Source organism: Streptomyces sp. NPDC043952 (genome assembly GCF_056435325.1).
Genome location: NZ_JBWKES010000018.1, coordinates 40,513 through 56,251, shown reverse-complemented (window position 1 = coordinate 56,251; position 15,739 = coordinate 40,513). Strand labels below are relative to the sequence as shown.

General features: G+C 72.6%; 11 protein-coding genes and 1 pseudogene. 5 read left to right on the top strand and 7 right to left on the bottom strand.

What is annotated here, in order from left to right; translation table 11 throughout:
• Window positions 1–51: 51 nt before the first annotated feature.
• Window positions 52–654 (bottom strand): hypothetical protein, encoded by a 603-nt coding sequence (locus AC069R_RS21235; protein ID WP_478768375.1) that lies wholly within the window; start codon window positions 652–654, stop codon window positions 52–54.
• 220 nt (window positions 655–874) lie between these two features.
• On the opposite strand from AC069R_RS21235, the gene AC069R_RS21230 reads away from it, so the two are divergent.
• Window positions 875–3,676 (top strand): penicillin acylase family protein, encoded by a 2,802-nt coding sequence (locus AC069R_RS21230; RefSeq protein WP_478768374.1) that lies wholly within the window; start codon window positions 875–877, stop codon window positions 3,674–3,676.
• 34 nt (window positions 3,677–3,710) lie between these two features.
• Here AC069R_RS21230 and AC069R_RS21225 read toward each other — a convergent pair whose 3' ends face one another.
• Window positions 3,711–5,009 carry a serine-threonine protein kinase gene (locus AC069R_RS21225; RefSeq protein WP_478768373.1) on the bottom strand — a complete coding sequence of 433 codons (1,299 nt, stop codon included), beginning with the start codon at window positions 5,007–5,009 and terminating at the stop codon, window positions 3,711–3,713.
• Between the two features lie 87 nt (window positions 5,010–5,096).
• Window positions 5,097–6,356: an exo-beta-N-acetylmuramidase NamZ family protein gene (locus AC069R_RS21220; protein WP_478768372.1), complete on the bottom strand. Its 1,260-nt coding sequence runs from the start codon at window positions 6,354–6,356 to the stop codon at window positions 5,097–5,099.
• Between the two features lie 122 nt (window positions 6,357–6,478).
• Here AC069R_RS21220 and AC069R_RS21215 point away from each other — a divergent pair, with 122 nt between their 5' ends.
• The 3 genes from AC069R_RS21215 to AC069R_RS21205 are packed head-to-tail and all read left to right on the top strand — an operon-like array spanning window position 6,479 to window position 9,562.
• Entirely contained in the window at window positions 6,479–7,252 is a 774-nt protein-coding gene (locus AC069R_RS21215; protein ID WP_478768371.1) for an SDR family oxidoreductase, read from the top strand.
• Complete coding sequence (locus AC069R_RS21210) at window positions 7,249–8,922, top strand: class I adenylate-forming enzyme family protein (protein WP_478768370.1); 1,674 nt, start codon at window positions 7,249–7,251, stop codon at window positions 8,920–8,922. The genes AC069R_RS21215 and AC069R_RS21210 overlap by 4 nt, the downstream gene beginning before the upstream one ends.
• Window positions 8,923–8,968: 46 nt before the next feature.
• A complete protein-coding gene (locus AC069R_RS21205; RefSeq protein WP_397986735.1) occupies window positions 8,969–9,562 on the top strand; it encodes a TetR/AcrR family transcriptional regulator in 594 nt (197 codons plus the stop codon).
• A gap of 80 nt (window positions 9,563–9,642) precedes the next feature.
• Here the strand turns inward: AC069R_RS21205 and AC069R_RS21200 are convergent, their stop codons facing one another.
• The 4 genes from AC069R_RS21200 to AC069R_RS21185 all read right to left on the bottom strand — a co-directional run bounded on the left by AC069R_RS21200 (window position 9,643) and on the right by AC069R_RS21185 (window position 14,097).
• Window positions 9,643–10,857 (bottom strand): acyl-CoA dehydrogenase family protein, encoded by a 1,215-nt coding sequence (locus AC069R_RS21200; RefSeq protein ID WP_478768369.1) that lies wholly within the window; start codon window positions 10,855–10,857, stop codon window positions 9,643–9,645.
• A 6-nt stretch (window positions 10,858–10,863) separates the two neighbouring features.
• Entirely contained in the window at window positions 10,864–11,886 is a 1,023-nt protein-coding gene (locus tag AC069R_RS21195) for a phosphotransferase family protein (RefSeq protein WP_478768368.1), read from the bottom strand.
• Window positions 11,887–12,049: 163 nt separating this feature from the next.
• Complete coding sequence (locus AC069R_RS21190) at window positions 12,050–12,565, bottom strand: NUDIX hydrolase (RefSeq protein WP_478768367.1); 516 nt, start codon at window positions 12,563–12,565, stop codon at window positions 12,050–12,052.
• 635 nt (window positions 12,566–13,200) lie between these two features.
• Window positions 13,201–14,097, bottom strand: coding sequence for a DMT family transporter (locus tag AC069R_RS21185; protein WP_478768366.1), 897 nt, complete (start codon window positions 14,095–14,097; stop codon window positions 13,201–13,203).
• Between the two features lie 697 nt (window positions 14,098–14,794).
• On the opposite strand from AC069R_RS21185, the pseudogene AC069R_RS21180 reads away from it, so the two are divergent.
• Window positions 14,795–15,703 (top strand): annotated as a pseudogene (locus tag AC069R_RS21180) (hypothetical protein); the annotation flags it as partial.
• Window positions 15,704–15,739 lie beyond the last annotated feature (36 nt).

Sequence of the window (15,739 nt, the reverse complement as noted above, 5' to 3'; positions counted from 1 at the left end):
GCCCTCGGAAGGTTCACCCTCGGCGGCCCTTCGCCGGCCTCGGTGGTTCGGTCAGGCCGTCATCAGCAGTCGTCCCCGCTGGGCGCCCGCCAGAGCGCGCGGAGAGAGTACCGGGCGTGGGACGAGTATGCCGCAGTCGCCGCACACCGGTCCGGAGGACGGCTCGTGGTCGAGGCCGTAGCGCCAGACCAGCCGGTCGGCGCCGCAGACCGGGCAGCTCGCCCCCGGCTCCCGCTCCAGCGCGTCGATCAGCCTGCGCAGCACCTCGGCCAGCGGATCGGACGGATGCACCCGCGGGTCGTCGCACCAGGCGACCCCGAAGCCGCCCCAGGTCAGCCGGTGCCAGTCGTCCACGCTGCCCGGCCGGCGCAGTCCGTCGTGCTTCTCCCGGCGGCGGCGCTCGGTGAACTCGCTCTCGTAGGCGAGCCAGACCGAGCGGGCCTCCTCCAGCTCCTCCAGCGCGGCCACGAGCCGCGCCGGGTCGGGGGAGCGGTCCTCGGGATCGAACCCGGCCCGCGCGCACAGATGGTCCCATGTCGCCCGATGCCCGTAAGGGGCGAACTTCTCAAGGCACTTGCGCAGCGAATAGCGCCGCAGCGCCAGATCGCAGCCCGGATCGCGTACCTGTCTCGCCAGACTCCGGAAACCGGCCATCGCTCTGCACCTCCGTCACACCTGCACCTGTTCCGCGGCCACTTCGGCGTCGTCGTACGGACGTCGCCTGATAGACGTTTCGACCGGCGCTTCGGCTCCATCTCTTCTCGCGCTTGTTCTGCTCGGCCTTCCCGCAAACTCCAAAAGTTGACGCATGTTCATCTTCAACTCCGGGGATACCGGCGGTAACGTTCGCGCACCCCAGTCGCTAGGAGCTGCCATGCCACGGCGCACCCCACGGACCGCCCTTGACAGAGTGAGAACGTTCCGCCGACTCCCCGGGTTCCTGAAGTCCGCGTCGGTATGCGTTCTGATAGCCGGACTTGTCTCCCCCATTACCCAGGGCACCGCGAGCGCGGCCACCCCCACCGCCCCCAAGGCCGCCGCGAACGACTACTGCGGCGGCCAGTGTTCGGACATCCTGCCGCCCGGCGAGAACGGCAACGCCACCCTCGCGCAGATCCTCCTCAACCAGGGCTTCGGCACCCAGCCCGCGCACGCCGAGGACCAGCTCGGCCCGTACGCCGGCCTGGCCACCGGCTACAAGAACCTGAGCGACGCGACGATCAACAACTTCTTCAACGACGCCTCCTTCGGCGTCCCCGCCGACCAGGTCGCCTCGACCGAGAAGCCGGCCGGGCGCGGTGACGTGACGATCGTGCGCGACAAGAAGACCGGTGTGCCGCACATCACCGGCACCACCCGCTACGGCACCGAGTTCGGCGCCGGGTACGCCGCGGCCGAGGACCGGCTCTGGCTGATGGACGTCTTCCGGCACGTGGGCCGCGGCCAGCTGACCTCCTTCGCGGGCGGCGCCGCCGCCAACCAGGGCCTGGAGCAGGAGTTCTACCGCAACGCCCCCTACACCGAGGCCGACCTCCAGGCGCAGATCGACCGCGCCGTGGCGGACAACGGCGCCCGCGGCCAGCAGGCCCTCGCCGACGCCGACGCCTACCTGGACGGCATCAACTCCTACATCGACGCCTCCGACAGCGGCCGCTACTTCCCCGGCGAGTACGACCTGACCGGCCACAAGGACGCGATCACCAACGCCGGCACCATCGACCACTTCAAGATCACCGACCTGGTGGCGCTGGCCTCCGTCATCGGCTCCCTGTTCGGCTCCGGCGGCGGCGGAGAGGTGAACAACGCCCTGTCCCTGATGGCCGCGCAGGACAAGTACGGCGTCGAACAGGGCACCAAGGTCTGGGAGTCCTTCCGCGAGCGCAACGACCCCGAGGCCGTCCTCACCGTCCACGACGGCCAGAGCTTCCCGTACGGCGCCAAGCCCGCCACCGCCAAGGGGCAGGCGCTGCCCGACGCCGGCTCGGTGACCCCGGAACCGCTGGTCTACGACCGCACCGGCAGCGCGGCCACCGCCGCCGCCAAGAGCGCCTCCACCACGGCCGCGAAGACGGACCTCAGCTCCGCCCACCGCGGGATGTCCAACGCGCTGGTGGTGAGCGGCAAACACACCGCGAGCGGCCATCCGATCGCCGTCTTCGGACCGCAGACCGGCTACTTCGCGCCGCAGCTGCTCATGCTCCAGGAGATCCAGGGCCCCGGCATCAGCGCCCGCGGCGCCTCCTTCGCGGGCCTGAGCATGTACGTCGAACTCGGCCGTGGCCAGGACTACTCCTGGAGCGCGACCACCTCGGGCCAGGACATCATCGACACCTACGCCGTCGAGCTGTGCCAGGACGACTACCACTACCTGTACCACGGCACCTGCACCGCCATGGACAAGGTGGAGCAGAAGAACTCCTGGTCGCCCACGCTGGCCGACGGCACCGCCGCCGGGTCGTACACCATGCGGGTGTGGCGCACCAAGTACGGTCCGGTGGAGTACCGGGCGACGGTCGGCGGCAAGAAGGTCGCCTACACCAGTCTGCGCTCCTCCTATCTGCACGAGGTCGACTCGATCGTCGGCTTCCAGATGCTGAACGACCCCGGCTACATCAAGGGGCCCCAGGACTTCCAGAGCGCGGCGCAGCACATCAACTACACCTTCAACTGGTTCTACGCCGACTCCCAGCACACCGCCTACTACAACAGCGGTGACAACCCGGTCCGCGCGGACGGCGTCGACGCGGAGTTCCCGGTGTGGGCGCAGCCCGCGTACGAGTGGAAGAACTGGAACCCGGACACCAACACGGCCGACTACACCCCGCCCTCCGCCCACCCCAACTCCATCGACCAGGACTACTACATCTCCTGGAACAACAAGCAGGCCAAGGACTACACCACCGCCTCCTGGGGCGACGGCTCCGTGCACCGCGGCAACCTGCTGGACGACCGGGTGAAGAAGCTGGTCGCGGCCGGCGGGGTGACCCGCGCCAAGCTGGTGCAGGCCATGGCGTCCGCGGGCGTCACCGACCTGCGGGCCGAGGACGTGCTGCCCGAGCTGCTCCAGGTGATCGACTCCTCGCCGGTGACCGACCCCGCGGCGGCCGACGCGGTGAACAAGCTCCAGGCATGGGTGAGCGCGGGCGCCCAGCGCACCGAGACCTCCGCCGGCTCCAAGACCTACGCGAACGCCGACGCGATCCGCATCCTGGACGCCTGGTGGCCGCTGCTGGTCAAGGCGGAGTTCCAGCCGGGTCTCGGCGACGATCTGTACAACGCGCTGACCGGCAACCTGACCGTGGACGAGGCGCCGTCCGCCGGACACGGCCCGACCGGCTCGCACGCCGGAAGCTCCTTCCAGTACGGCTGGTGGAGCTATGTCGACAAGGACATCCGCTCGGTGCTCGGGCAGAACGTGCAGGGCCCCCTCGCCGAGAAGTACTGCGGCGGCGGGAACCTCGGCTCCTGCCGGGACGCCCTGATCAGCACCCTGAAGCAGGCCGCCGGGATGACCGCCGCCCAGGTCTATCCGGGCGACAGCCTCTGCTCCGCCGGCGACCAGTGGTGTGCCGACTCGATCGTCCAGCGCACGCTGGGCGGCATCAAGCACGGCAACATCAGCTGGCAGAACCGGCCGACCTTCCAGCAGGTCGTGGAGTACACCTCGCACCGGTGAGCTCCGCGCCGGGCGAGCGGTGACTGGCGGCGGGTCAGCCGATCCGGCCCGCCGCCAGCACCACCCGCGCCAGTTCGGGGTGCAGGATGTCGCCGTGCGCCCCGGCCGGCGGGCCGCCCCGGCGGACCACCGCCGCCGCGTCCACGTTCGCGCACCCGGACGCGGGCAGCCGGCCCGCCAGGGCTCCGGCCAGATCCAGCTGTACGGTGCCCGGCACCGCCTGCACCCCGTCATGGCCGAGCGCGCCCCACCGGGGACCGAGCACGGCCGCGATCTCGGTGCCCAGGCAGGACCGGTCGTCCCCGGAGAGCCGGGAGGCCAGCGGGTAGAACGTGCCGAGTGCCGCGTCGAAGTGGGAGTAGCAGCACACCAGCGGGCCGTCGATCCGCCGCTGCTGATCCTTCAACGCGCCCGACTTGTGCGGGTCGTCGGGCAGCCGCTCGGCGAACGCGTGGTGCGAGAAGGCCCCTTCGAGCAGCGTCACGGACTTCACCGGACGCGCCGCGCCGGGCAGCCCCCGCAGCGCGAACGACACCAGGCGCGCGCCGAAGCTGTGCCCCACCAGATGCACCCGCACCCCCGGCGCCCTGGCCGCCAGCTGGCCCAGCAGCGGCCCGAGTCCATGCTCGCCGACGGTCCCGGCCCGCCCCTTCATCCGGTAGTACGCCGCCTGCCGCAGCAGCTCCTTCGCGCCCTCCCAGGGGTTCGGCAGGCTGAACCCCTCGCTGCCGCCCGGCGCCGCGACCGCGGCCAGCGCGTCGGCGAACTCGGCGCAGGCGGTGGCGGGTTCCTCGGTGAACACGGTCGGCTCGCCGTCCTCGTCGGTGTCCGCCGCCGCCGGACCCGCCCCGTCCAGCAGCAGCCGCACCAGCCGCCCGAACTCCGTCAGCCCCGCCTGGCCCTCCGGGTGCTGGTCGAGCAGCCGGGCGAGCTGGCCGACGGTGCTCGCCCGGTCCGGGAAGACCCCGAGCAGCGCGCGCCGGGTGTCCTTGTCCAGCGCCGGTCCCGGCGCCGCCTCCGCCTCCGTGGCCACCACCGACTTCGGGAAGTCGGGGATGGGCTCGTCGCTGAACCGCATCGACGGCCAGATCACCCCGGCGTACCCGAGGCGCGCCTTGGGGGCGAGCGACGGGAAGGGGGCGAAGAAGCGGCGGTACAGGCGGGTCGCGGCCGAGCGGTCGTCGTTCCAGCCGTGCGCGAAGACGACCAGGTCGCGCACGCCGTGCTCGGTGACCTGCGCCAGCAGGCGGTCGCGTTCGGGCGGGTCGACGTCCCCGCTCGTGTCGAAGGTCAGCTCCCAGTAGGGAGACACGCTCATCCCGGAATCCGCCATGTCAGGCTCCCTCGCCCCGCGGAGAACGACGCGTTACCTACTGTAATTGTCCCGCGACACAGCGGAGTTGAAACCGGTCCCCGCGCGTCACGTGTACAGCAGGTATTCCTTCCGGATCCGCCGGAACGCGGCCAGTTCCTGCTGCCAGGCGCCCACCACCTCGTCGGTGTCCGCGCCCGCGTCGATCATCGTGCGCACCCGGTCCGAACCGGTCAGCTTGTCGATCCAGTCGTCCGGCCGCCAGGCGAAGCCGTCCCAGACCTTGCGCGCGGTCACCAGCAGGGCGATCCCGGTGCGCACGGGGTCGAAGGCCGCCCGGTCCGTCACATGGACCTGCACCCCGCCCACCGTCGTGCCCTCGAACTTGGAGAACGTGGGCGCGAAGTACGCCTCCCGGAACCGCACGCCCGGCAGCCCCAGCCCGTTCGCGGCCGCCGCCCAGCGGCCGTCGATGCCCTCGGCGCCGAGGAGTTCGAACGGGCGGGTGGTGCCGCGGCCCTCGGAGAGGTTCGTGCCCTCGAACATGCAGGTGCCGGAGTACACCAGCGCCGTGTCCGGGGTCGGCATGTTGGGGCTCGGCGGCACCCAGGGCAGGCCCGAGGCGTCGTAGAAGTCGGTGCGCCGCCAGCCCGTCATCAGGACGGTCTCCAGGGGCACCGGCGCGCCGAGGAACTCCTTGTCGAACAGCCGGGCCAGTTCCGCGACGGTCATCCCGTGCGCCTGCGCGATCGGCTGCCGCCCGACGAACGTGGCGAACTCCTTGTGCAGCACCGGCCCTCGGGCCTCCCGTCCGGTGACCGGGTTCGGGCGGTCGAGCACCACGAAGCGCTTGCCGGCGAGCCGGGCGGCCTCCATGCAGTCGTACAGCGTCCAGATGTACGTGTAGAAGCGCGCGCCGACGTCCTGGATGTCGAAGACGACCGTGTCGACGCCGGACGCGGTGAAGATGTCGGCCAGTGGCCGGCCGCTCTTGAGGTACGTGTCGTAGACCGGCAGGCCCGTCTCCGGATCGTCGTAGCGGCCCTCGGAGCCGCCGGCCTGCGCGGTGCCGCGGAAGCCGTGCTCCGGGCCGAAGACCGCCGTCAGCTCGACGCGGCCGTCCTCGTGCATGACGTCCACGATGTGCCGGGCGTCGCGGGTGATGCCGGTGGGGTTGGTGACGATGCCGACGCGCCGGCCGTGGAGGAGCCGGTAGCCGTCGGCCGCGAGTCGTTCGAAGCCGGTGTGGAAGGGCTCGCGGTGGTGGGGCGAGGCGGCCGGTGCGGAGAGCGGGTCCGGATCGGGGGAGGCGGCAGGTACGGCGGCCAGGGTGGCCGTGGCCAGGAGGTTTCTTCGGGACAGGGGCATGGGACCTCCGTTGGTCCGGAAGGTGCGGGCCTCTAGAGGTTGGTGCGATGACCCTTCCTTCACACATACCGACCGGTTAGTCTGGCGTCGCTGTGCCGAGTCGCGTCGTGTCGGAGGAGCCGATGGTGGAAGCCATGCAGGGTGCGGGAGTCGTCGTCACCGGGGCCGGTGGGGGGATCGGGGCCGCGCTGGCCCGCAGGTTCGCCGGGGCCGGGGCGCGGGTCGTGGTGAACGACCTGGACGGGCCGAAGGCCGAGGCGGTGGCCGCGGAGATCGGCGGGACCGCCGTGCCCGGCGACGCCTCCGCGATCGTCCAGGACGCACGGGACGCGCTCGGCGGGACCATCGACGTGTACTGCGCGAACGCCGGAGTCGGCTTCTCGGACGGGGACATCGGCGGGCCGCTGGACGAGCGGTCCTGGGCGCTGGCCTGGGACGTCAATGTGATGGCGCACGTCCGCGCGGCCCACGCCCTGCTGCCGCACTGGCTGGAGCGGGGCGGCGGCCGGTTCGTCGCCACCGTCTCCGCCGCCGGACTGCTCACCATGGTCGGCGCCCCCTCCTACAGCGTCACCAAGCACGGCGCCTACGCGTTCGCCGAATGGCTGTCCCTGACGTACCGCCACCAGGGTCTCAAGGTGCACGCGATCTGCCCGGAGGGCGTGCGCACCGACATGCTCGCGGCCACCGGCACCGCGGGCGAGGTGGTGCTGGTACCGACCGCGATCGAGCCGGAGGACGTGGCCGACGCGCTGTTCAAGGGCATCGAGGAGGACCGCTTCCTGATCCTGCCGCACCCCGAGACCGGCGCCCGCTACCGGGCGCGCGCGGCGGACCCCGAGCGCTGGCTGGCCGGCATGAACCACATCCAGCGGAAGGTGGAGGAGGTCTCGTGAGCGACTCCGGCTACGCGTCCAGGCCCTGGCTCGCCCTGCTCGACGACGCCCAGCGGGCCCCCATCGACCCCGCCGACTCGCTGGTGCACGCCCTGCGCGCCGCCGTCTCCGAGGCGCCCGAGCGCACCTTCCTCGCCTACTTCGACGCCCGGCTGAGCTACCGCGAGGTGGACGAGCTCAGCGACTCCATCGCCGCCCACCTCGCCGCGCGCGGACTGGAGCGCGGCGACCGGGTGGCCGTACTCCTCCAGAACTCCCCGCACTTCGTGCTGGCCGTGCTCGGCGCCTGGAAGGCGGGCGCGATCGTGGTGCCGGTCAACCCGATGTACAAGTCGGCCGAGGTCGGCCATGTGCTGCGGGACGCCGAGGTGACCGCGCTGATCTGCTCCGACCGGGCGTGGGAGTCGTACCTGCGCGAGACGGCGGCCGGTTCGCCGGTGCGGATCGTGCTCACCGCGTGCGAGCGGGACTTCCAGACGCGCGACGACGCGCGGGTGCTGGCCTTCGAGCGGCTCCCGCAAGCCCCCGACGCGGAGGACCTGGTCGCCGTGGCCCGGCAGGGCGGGCGGGCGCCCGAGGGGCGGGCGGCGGGGCCCGGCGACATCGCGCTGATCAGCTACACCTCCGGGACCAGCGGCACCCCCAAGGGCGCCACCAACACCCACGGCAACATCATGTACACCGCGGAACGGCAGCGCACCGGGCTCCCGCTGCCCGAGGGGCCGGTCTACTTCGGGCTCGCGCCGCTGTTCCACATCACCGGCATGGTCTGCCAGTTCGCCGCCTGCCTGAACAGCGCCGGCACCCTGGTGCTCGCCTACCGGTTCGAGCCGGGCGTCGTCCTGGAGGCGTTCGCGGAGCACCGCCCGGTGTTCACGGTCGGCCCCGCCACCGCCTTCATGGCACTCGCCGCCCACCCCGGAGCCGGACCCGGGCACTTCTCCTCCTTCGTGCACCTCTCCTCCGGCGGCGCCCCGCTGCCGCCCGCGCTGGTGGAGGGGTTCCGGGAGCGGTTCGGGGTGTACATCCGCAACGGGTACGGGCTCACCGAGTGCACCGCCCCCTGCGCCTCCGTGCCCTCCAATCTGGAGGCGCCGGTCGACCCGGTCTCCGGGACGCTCGCGGTCGGGCTGCCGGGGCCGGACACGGTCGTGCGGATCGTGGACGAGCACGGCGCGGACGTGCCGTTCGGCGAGCAGGGCGAGATCGTGGTGCGCGGCCCGCAGGTGATCCCCGGCTACTGGCGCCGCCCGGACGCCACCGCCGAGACCTTCCCCGGCGGCGAACTGCACACCGGCGACATCGGGTTCATGGACCCGCGGGGCTGGCTCTACGTCGTGGACCGCAAGAAGGACATGATCAACGCGTCCGGGTTCAAGGTGTGGCCGCGCGAGGTCGAGGACGTCCTGTACACCCATCCGGCGGTGCGCGAGGCGGCCGTCGTCGGCGTCCCGGACGGCTATCGCGGGGAGACTGTCAAGGCGTACATCAGCCTGCGTCCGGGCGCCGGGGCGGACCCGGATGAACTCGCGGTGTACTGCAAGGAGAGACTGGCCGCCTACAAATATCCGCGCCAGGTGGAGATCCTGCCCGAGCTGCCCAAGACCTCGAGTGGGAAGATCCTCCGTCGGGAGCTGCGCTCCCGAGGCGACGGCGAACGTCGGAACTAGCTACATCGTCACAACTGGCGACAACACGGAGAGGCAGGTGGCGGCAGTGCCCAGGACGACGGACGGCGACGGAGCACCTGTTCCGCAGCGGCTGCTGGCCGCCGCCACCCGGCTCTTCGCCGAGCAGGGCTACGACCGGACCTCCGTCCAGGAGATCGTGGAGGCGGCCGGCGTCACCAAGGGGGCGCTGTACCACTACTTCGGCTCCAAGGACGATCTGCTGCACGAGGTGTACGCGCGCATGCTCCGCGTCCAGCAGGAGCGGCTCGACCACTTCGCCGACATGGACGCGCCCGTGGAGACCCGGCTGCGGGGAGCGGCGGCGGACGTGGTGGTGTCGACCATCGAGAACCTGGACGACGCCGCGATCTTCTTCCGCTCCATGCACCAGCTCAGCCCGGAGAAGCACAAGCAGGTACGGGCCGAACGGCGCCGCTACCACGAACGGTTCCGCGCGCTCATCGAGGAGGGGCAGAAGTCCGGCGTCTTCTCCACCGCGACCCCGGCCGACCTGGTCGTGGACTACCACTTCGGCTCCGTCCACCACCTGTCCACCTGGTACCGCCCGGACGGCCCGCTGAGCCCCCAGCAGGTGGCCGACCACCTCGCGGACCTGTTGCTGCGCGCGCTGCGCCCCTGAGCGGCGCGCGCCGCGTCCCCGGCCGACGGGCAAGGGCGGCCCCGCCGAGGGCCGCCCCTTACCGTGTCCGCCTAGCGGTACTACAGGTATTTCTTCAGCTCGTGCCGGGCCAGCGACCGCTGGTGCACCTCGTCCGGGCCGTCGGCCAGCATCAGGGTGCGGGCGGCGGCGTAGAGCTCGGCCAGCGGGAAGTCCTGGCTCACCCCGCCCGCGCCGTGCAGCTGGATCGCCCGGTCCAGGATGCCGACCACCGCGCGCGGCGTGGCGATCTTGATGGCCTGGATCTCGGTGTGCGCGCCCCGGTTGCCGACGGTGTCCATCAGCCAGGCCGTCTTCAGCACCAGCAGCCGCAGCTGCTCGACCGTCACCCGCGCGTCGGCGATCCAGTTCTGCACCACGCCCTGCTGGGCCAGCGGCTTTCCGAAGGCCGTACGGGAGACCGCGCGCCGGCACATCAGCTCGATCGCCCGCTCGGCCATGCCGATCAGCCGCATGCAGTGGTGGATCCGGCCGGGACCGAGCCGGGCCTGCGCGATGGCGAAGCCGCCGCCCTCCTCGCCGATCAGATGGGCGACCGGCACCCGCACCCGGTCGAAGACCACCTCGGCGTGGCCGCCGTGCGAGTGATCCTCGTAACCGAACACCTGCATGGCCCGCTTGACGGTCACGCCGGGCGTGTCGCGCGGGACCAGGACCATGGACTGCTGGCGGCGGATGTCCGCGCCCTCCGGGTCCGTCTTGCCCATCACGATGAAGATCCTGCAGTCCGGGTTCATCGCCCCGGAGATGTACCACTTGCGGCCGGTGATGACGTATTCGTCGCCGTCCCGCTCGATGAGCGTGGTGATGTTGGTGGCGTCCGAGGAGGCCACCTCCGGCTCGGTCATCGCGAACGCGGACCGGATCTCACCGGCGAGCAGCGGCTCCAGCCACTGCTTCTTCTGCGCCTCGTCGCCGAACTGCGCCAGCACCTCCATGTTCCCGGTGTCGGGCGCCGCGCAGTTGGTCGCGGTGGGCGCCAGGTGCGGGGACCGGCCGGTGATCTCGGCGAGCGGCGCGTACTGGAGGTTCGTCAGGCCCGCGCCGTACTGCGCGTCGGGCAGGAACAGGTTCCACAGCCCCTGCCTGCGGGCCTCGGCCTTCAGCTCCTCCACCACCGCCGGGGTGTCCCACGGCGAGGCGAGCGCGGCCCGCTGCTCCTCGGCGACCGGCTCGGCCGGGTAGACGTACTCGTCCATGAAGGCGAGCAGCCTGGCCCGCAGCTCCTCGGTGCGCGCGTCGAACGCGAAGTCCATGGCGGATCAGCCTTCCTGAAGGGTGGTCAGTCCGTGGTCGATGAAGACGGGCACCAACTCGCCGATCCGGTCGAAACCGCGCCCGACCGTCTGGCCCAGCGTGAAGCGGTAGTGGATGCCCTCCAGGATCACGGCGAGCTTGAAGAACGCGAACGCCTCGTACCAGGAGACGGCCGACACGTCCCGCCCGGAGCGCGCCGCGTACCGCTCGATCAGCTCCTCGGGCGCGGGGTGCCCCGGCGCCTCGGCGGTGGTGGACACGGGCGAGTCCGGCACGTCCAGGGTGCGGCTGTACATCACCAGCAGGCCGAGGTCGGTCAGCGGGTCGCCGAGCGTGGACATCTCCCAGTCCAGGACCGCGGTGATCGTGTCGTCGGCCCCGATCAGCACGTTGTCCAGCCGGTAGTCGCCGTGTACGACGGTGGCGGCGGGCGAGGCGGGGAGCCGGCGGCCCAGCTCGGCGTGCAGTTCGTCGATGCCGGGCAGTTCGCGGCTGCGGGAGGCGTCCAGCTGCTTGCCCCAGCGGCGCAGCTGCCGGTCCAGATAGCCCTCCGGGCGGCCGAAGTCGCCGAGACCCACCCCGGCGGGGTCCACCGCGTGCAGCTCGACCAGCGTGTCCACCAGGGACAGCACCGCGCTGCGCACCCGCTCCTCACCGAGCGGGGCGAGCTGCGCGCAGGTGCGGTACGGCGTGCCCGGCACGAACTCCATCACGTAGAACGGCGCGCCGAGCACCTCCTCGTCCTCGCACAGCAGCACCGGCGCGGGGACCGGCACGGAGGTGGGGTGCAGGGCGCTGATCACCCGGTGCTCGCGCTTCATGTCGTGCGCGGTGGCGAGGACATGGCCGAGCGGCGGGCGGCGGACGACCCACTTCGAGGTGCCGTCGGTCAGCGCGTAGGTGAGGTTCGACCGGCCGCCCTCGATCAGCCGTCCGGAGAGCGGCCCCCGCACCAGTCCGGGGCGCTCGCGTTCCAGCAGGGCGCGCAGCCGGTCCAGGTCGAGTCCGGGCGGGTGGTCGGCGCTCATGGGTCACTCCTCGAACGGGTCGTGCGTCGTGGGGTCGCGGGTCGCGTGTCGCGTACGGGACTCGACTCATGATGCCGACCGGTCGGTATGGCGTCCAGTGCGCACGGCGAACCGGACGGGAAACGTGACGGGCGCCACGGGGGAGCGGGGCCGGGCGTGGGCTTCAGTTCCCGGCGCGGAACTCCGCGAGCTTCCGGTACGCCGCCAGGCCGTCCGGCACCCATTCCCACTCGCCGAGGCGCGCCTCGACCTCCTCGTCGGTGAGGAAGGCGTGCCACTGGACCTCCTCCGGCTGCGGGTGCACGGGCAGTTCGCAGCGCACCTCGTACACCGCCGACCACCAGGACTTCCCGGCGCCGTCGTCGTAGAGGAACGTGAACAGGTGCGTCGGCCGGGGCAGCCCGGACACGCCCAGCTCCTCCTCGGCCTCCCGCAGCGCCGCCTCGTCGTAGGACTCGCCCGCGCCCACGACCCCGCCGACGAACGGGTCGTACAGCGAGGGGAACACCAGCTTGGTCGCGGTGCGCCGGTGCACGAAGATCCGCCCGGCCGCGTCCCTGGCCTGGATGAAGACACAGCGGTGACGCAGCCCGCGCTCGTACACCTCACCGCGCGGCAACTGCCCGACGACGCGGTCGTGTTCATCGACGATGTCGAGAATCTCGTCAGCAGGATTCATGCCCCAATCCAAACACGGGGACGGCTGGGGAGGGGGCGGGCGTGAGGAACCGCGCGGTGCCGCGGGTGCGCGCCGCCCTGCGGGGAGGACGCCCCTGGTGCGGCGGACGCCTCTGGCGCGGGGGACGCTCTGGCACGGCGGCGGAGGCCCCCGGTGCGGGGTGGCTCGTGGTGCGGCGGAGGTCCCTGGTGGGGGGTGGCTCGTGGTGCGGCGGAGGCCCCCGGAGCGGTGGGGCTCCTGGCGTGGCGGATGCGCTCGGCATTCAGCGCGCGGGGGACGCTCTGGCACGGCGGCGGAGGCCCCCGGTGCGGGGTGGCTCGTGGTGCGGCGGAGGTCCCCGGTGGGGGGTGGCTCGTGGTGCGGCGGAGGCCCCCGGAGCGGTGGGGCTCCTGGCGTGGCGGATGCGCTCGGCATTCAGCGGATGCCCCGGCATCAGCGGATGCCCCTGGTGCGGCGGGCGCCCCGGCGCGGGGGACGTTGCCGCTACGGCGGAGGCTCCCGGTGCAGGAGACGCCCCGGCACGGTGGACGTCCCGGCACGGTGGACGTCCCGGCACGGTGGACGCCCCCGCTCGGCGGACCCCCCGGTACCGGGGCCCCCGGTACCGCCGGAGGCCCCCGTACCCGCCGGAGGTCTCAGCGGCGCTGGAGTTCGTGGGCCGGGGGTTCGGAGTCCGTTGTGCCGCAGGGCATGGCCGGGTGCATGCCGAGCAGCACGATGCCCCCGACCACGGCCGCGAGCCCGGCCGCCTCCCAGGTCAGCGCCCCGGTGTCGGTGCGCAGCCGGTCGCCGAGGAAGCCCACCCCGCACAGGATCCCGGCGAGCGGCTCGGCCGCGGTGAGCGCGGGCAGCGACATCCGCAGCGGCGCCGTCTCGAACGCGCTCTGCACCAGCACAAGGCCGGTGACCCCGCACGCGAACACGCCGTACGGCTGCCAGCTGGTGAACAGTTCCGCGAAGCCGCCGGCGGAGAAGAGGGTGCCGCTCACCCGCGTCAGCGCGTCCTGCACCCCGTACAGCAGCCCGGCGGCCAGGGCCAGCAGCGCGGCGGACCAGCTCAGCCGGGAGCGTTTGGCGTACGTCGTCAGCGCCAGGGCCACGCCCACCACCGCGCCGATGATCAACCAGTGCCGCAGCGGATCGGCGATGGCGTGGCCGGCCCGCGGTTCACCCGCCGTGATGAACGCGCTCACCCCGCCCGCGAGCAGCAGCAGCCCCGCCCAACCCTGGCGTCCCAGCGGCTGTTTGGTGTGGTGGCGGGAGAGCGCGAGCGCGAACAGCAGATTGGTCGCGAGCAGCGGTTCCACCAGGGAGATCTCACCCTTGCCGAGGGCCACCGCGCCCAGCACCATGCCGGCCACCATCAGCCCGAGACCGCCCAGCCAGCGTGGCACCCGCATCAGGTCCAGCAGCAGCCGGAACGACAGGAAGTCGCTCAGCGGCGCCTGTTGGGCGGCGTTCTGCTGGAGCACGAAGCCGAGGCCCAGACAGCAGGCCGCGCTCACGGCGAGGAGGAGAACCAGAACCGACACGCTGCGTACCTCGATCATCCGGCCGGACCACGGACGCGTAGTGGCCGACTGTAGCGCCCCCGGCACGGCATTGCCCCGGAAGAACCCGGAAAGGGGCGGTTGCCCGGCCATGGTCGGCACCGGGAGCGCGGGGCGCCATGGTGTACGCCACACCTCCCGGCGCGACGGCATGGCATACGCCACAGCGGTGCGCCCCGCGCCGGTTCCGGGTCGCGGCTCCAGACGGTCACGTAACGCGCCTATACCCCAATTCCGCTGCGGGGAACGGTAGTTGAACCCACTAACATCAGCGTTCCGCTTGACGCAAACCGTGGCCTGCGGGTTTGCTGTGTGTGATCGGCCGATGGCAGCCCGAGAAACAGGAAGACCCGCGGTGACACCACTCCCGCCCCCGCTCGTCGTGCGCCGGGCCCGCACGGACCCCACTGGCGCCACCGCTCCGGGCCCCTCCGGTGCCACCGCCCCGGTTCTCCCCGGCGCTACCGCTCCAGACTGCTCCGGTGCCACCGCCCCGGTTCTCCCCGGCGCCACCCTCCCGGACCTTTCCGGTGCCACCGCCCCGGCTTTCCCCGGCGCTACCGCTCCAGACTGCTCCGGTGCCACCGCCCCGGTTCTCCCCGGCGCTACCGCTCCAGACTCCTCCGGTGCCACCGCCCCGGACCTCCCCGGCGCCACCACTCCAGACCCATCCGGCGGTTACGACGACGCCCTCGGCGACACCGAACTGCGCACCGCCCGCGCCGCGTTGGTCCAGGGCCGCCGCCAGGCCGCCCGGTCCCTGCTGCTGCACACCGGCGAGGACTGGGACCGCCGGGGCCACCGGCTGACCGTGCTCGCCCGCGAACCGTACGCCGCCGCCTGGGCCTTCGACTGGCTCCAGACCGAACCCGGCTCCCCGGACGCCGCCGCGCTGCTCGCCCTCGCCCGCGTCCGGCGCGCCCTGCGCGGCCGGGAGAACCCCGAACGGGCCCGCGAGGCATGCGAGCGTGCCGCCGCGCTCGCCCCCGCCGATCCCACCCCCTGGCTCGGCCTGCTCCGCCTCGCCCGCACCCTCGGGCCCGAACGCGAGGTCTTCGACGTGTTCGCCGAGGTGCGCCGCCGCCACCCCGAGCACCACCACGCCCACCACCTCCTCGTCGCCCGCCTCGCCGAACGGCCCTCGGGCGGGCGGTACGAGTCCCACGAGGTGTACGACCTCGCCGAGCTGGCCGCCGCCGAGGCCCCCGCCGACTCCCCGCTGGCCGTCCTGCCGGTCGTCGCCCTCGCCGAGCGCTACCGGGTGCTCGCCGCCACCGGGCTCACCCCGGCCGACCCCGCCGCCTCGGCGCACTGGTCCGGGCCGCGCGCCCACCGGATCCTGCGGGCCGGCTTCGACTGGTGGCTGGAGTGGGAGCACGACGAACACCCGCGCCGGCACGTCGACCTCAACCACCTCGCGTTCGCGCTCTCCTGCGCCGGCCGCCCCGCCGAGGCCGCCGTCCTCTTCCGGCGCATCGGCGCCCACGCCACCCGAGCCCCCTGGTACTACCCGCACCGCGACCCCTGGACCGCCTTCCGCACGGGCCGCGCCCACGCCCTCGCCCACGCCCTGGCCCCGCCCTCCTGACGGCGTCCGCGCGGCCCCCTCCGGACCTCACCCCGG

Coding starts and splice junctions, on each gene's coding strand:
- AC069R_RS21235 (WP_478768375.1), bottom strand. CDS start 654: ATGGCCGGTTTCCGGAGTCTGGCGAGACAGGTACGCGATCCGGGCTGC.
- AC069R_RS21230 (WP_478768374.1), top strand. CDS start 875: ATGCCACGGCGCACCCCACGGACCGCCCTTGACAGAGTGAGAACGTTC.
- AC069R_RS21225 (WP_478768373.1), bottom strand. CDS start 5,009: ATGGCGGATTCCGGGATGAGCGTGTCTCCCTACTGGGAGCTGACCTTC.
- AC069R_RS21220 (WP_478768372.1), bottom strand. CDS start 6,356: ATGCCCCTGTCCCGAAGAAACCTCCTGGCCACGGCCACCCTGGCCGCC.
- AC069R_RS21215 (WP_478768371.1), top strand. CDS start 6,479: ATGGTGGAAGCCATGCAGGGTGCGGGAGTCGTCGTCACCGGGGCCGGT.
- AC069R_RS21200 (WP_478768369.1), bottom strand. CDS start 10,857: ATGGACTTCGCGTTCGACGCGCGCACCGAGGAGCTGCGGGCCAGGCTG.
- AC069R_RS21195 (WP_478768368.1), bottom strand. CDS start 11,886: ATGAGCGCCGACCACCCGCCCGGACTCGACCTGGACCGGCTGCGCGCC.
- AC069R_RS21190 (WP_478768367.1), bottom strand. CDS start 12,565: ATGAATCCTGCTGACGAGATTCTCGACATCGTCGATGAACACGACCGC.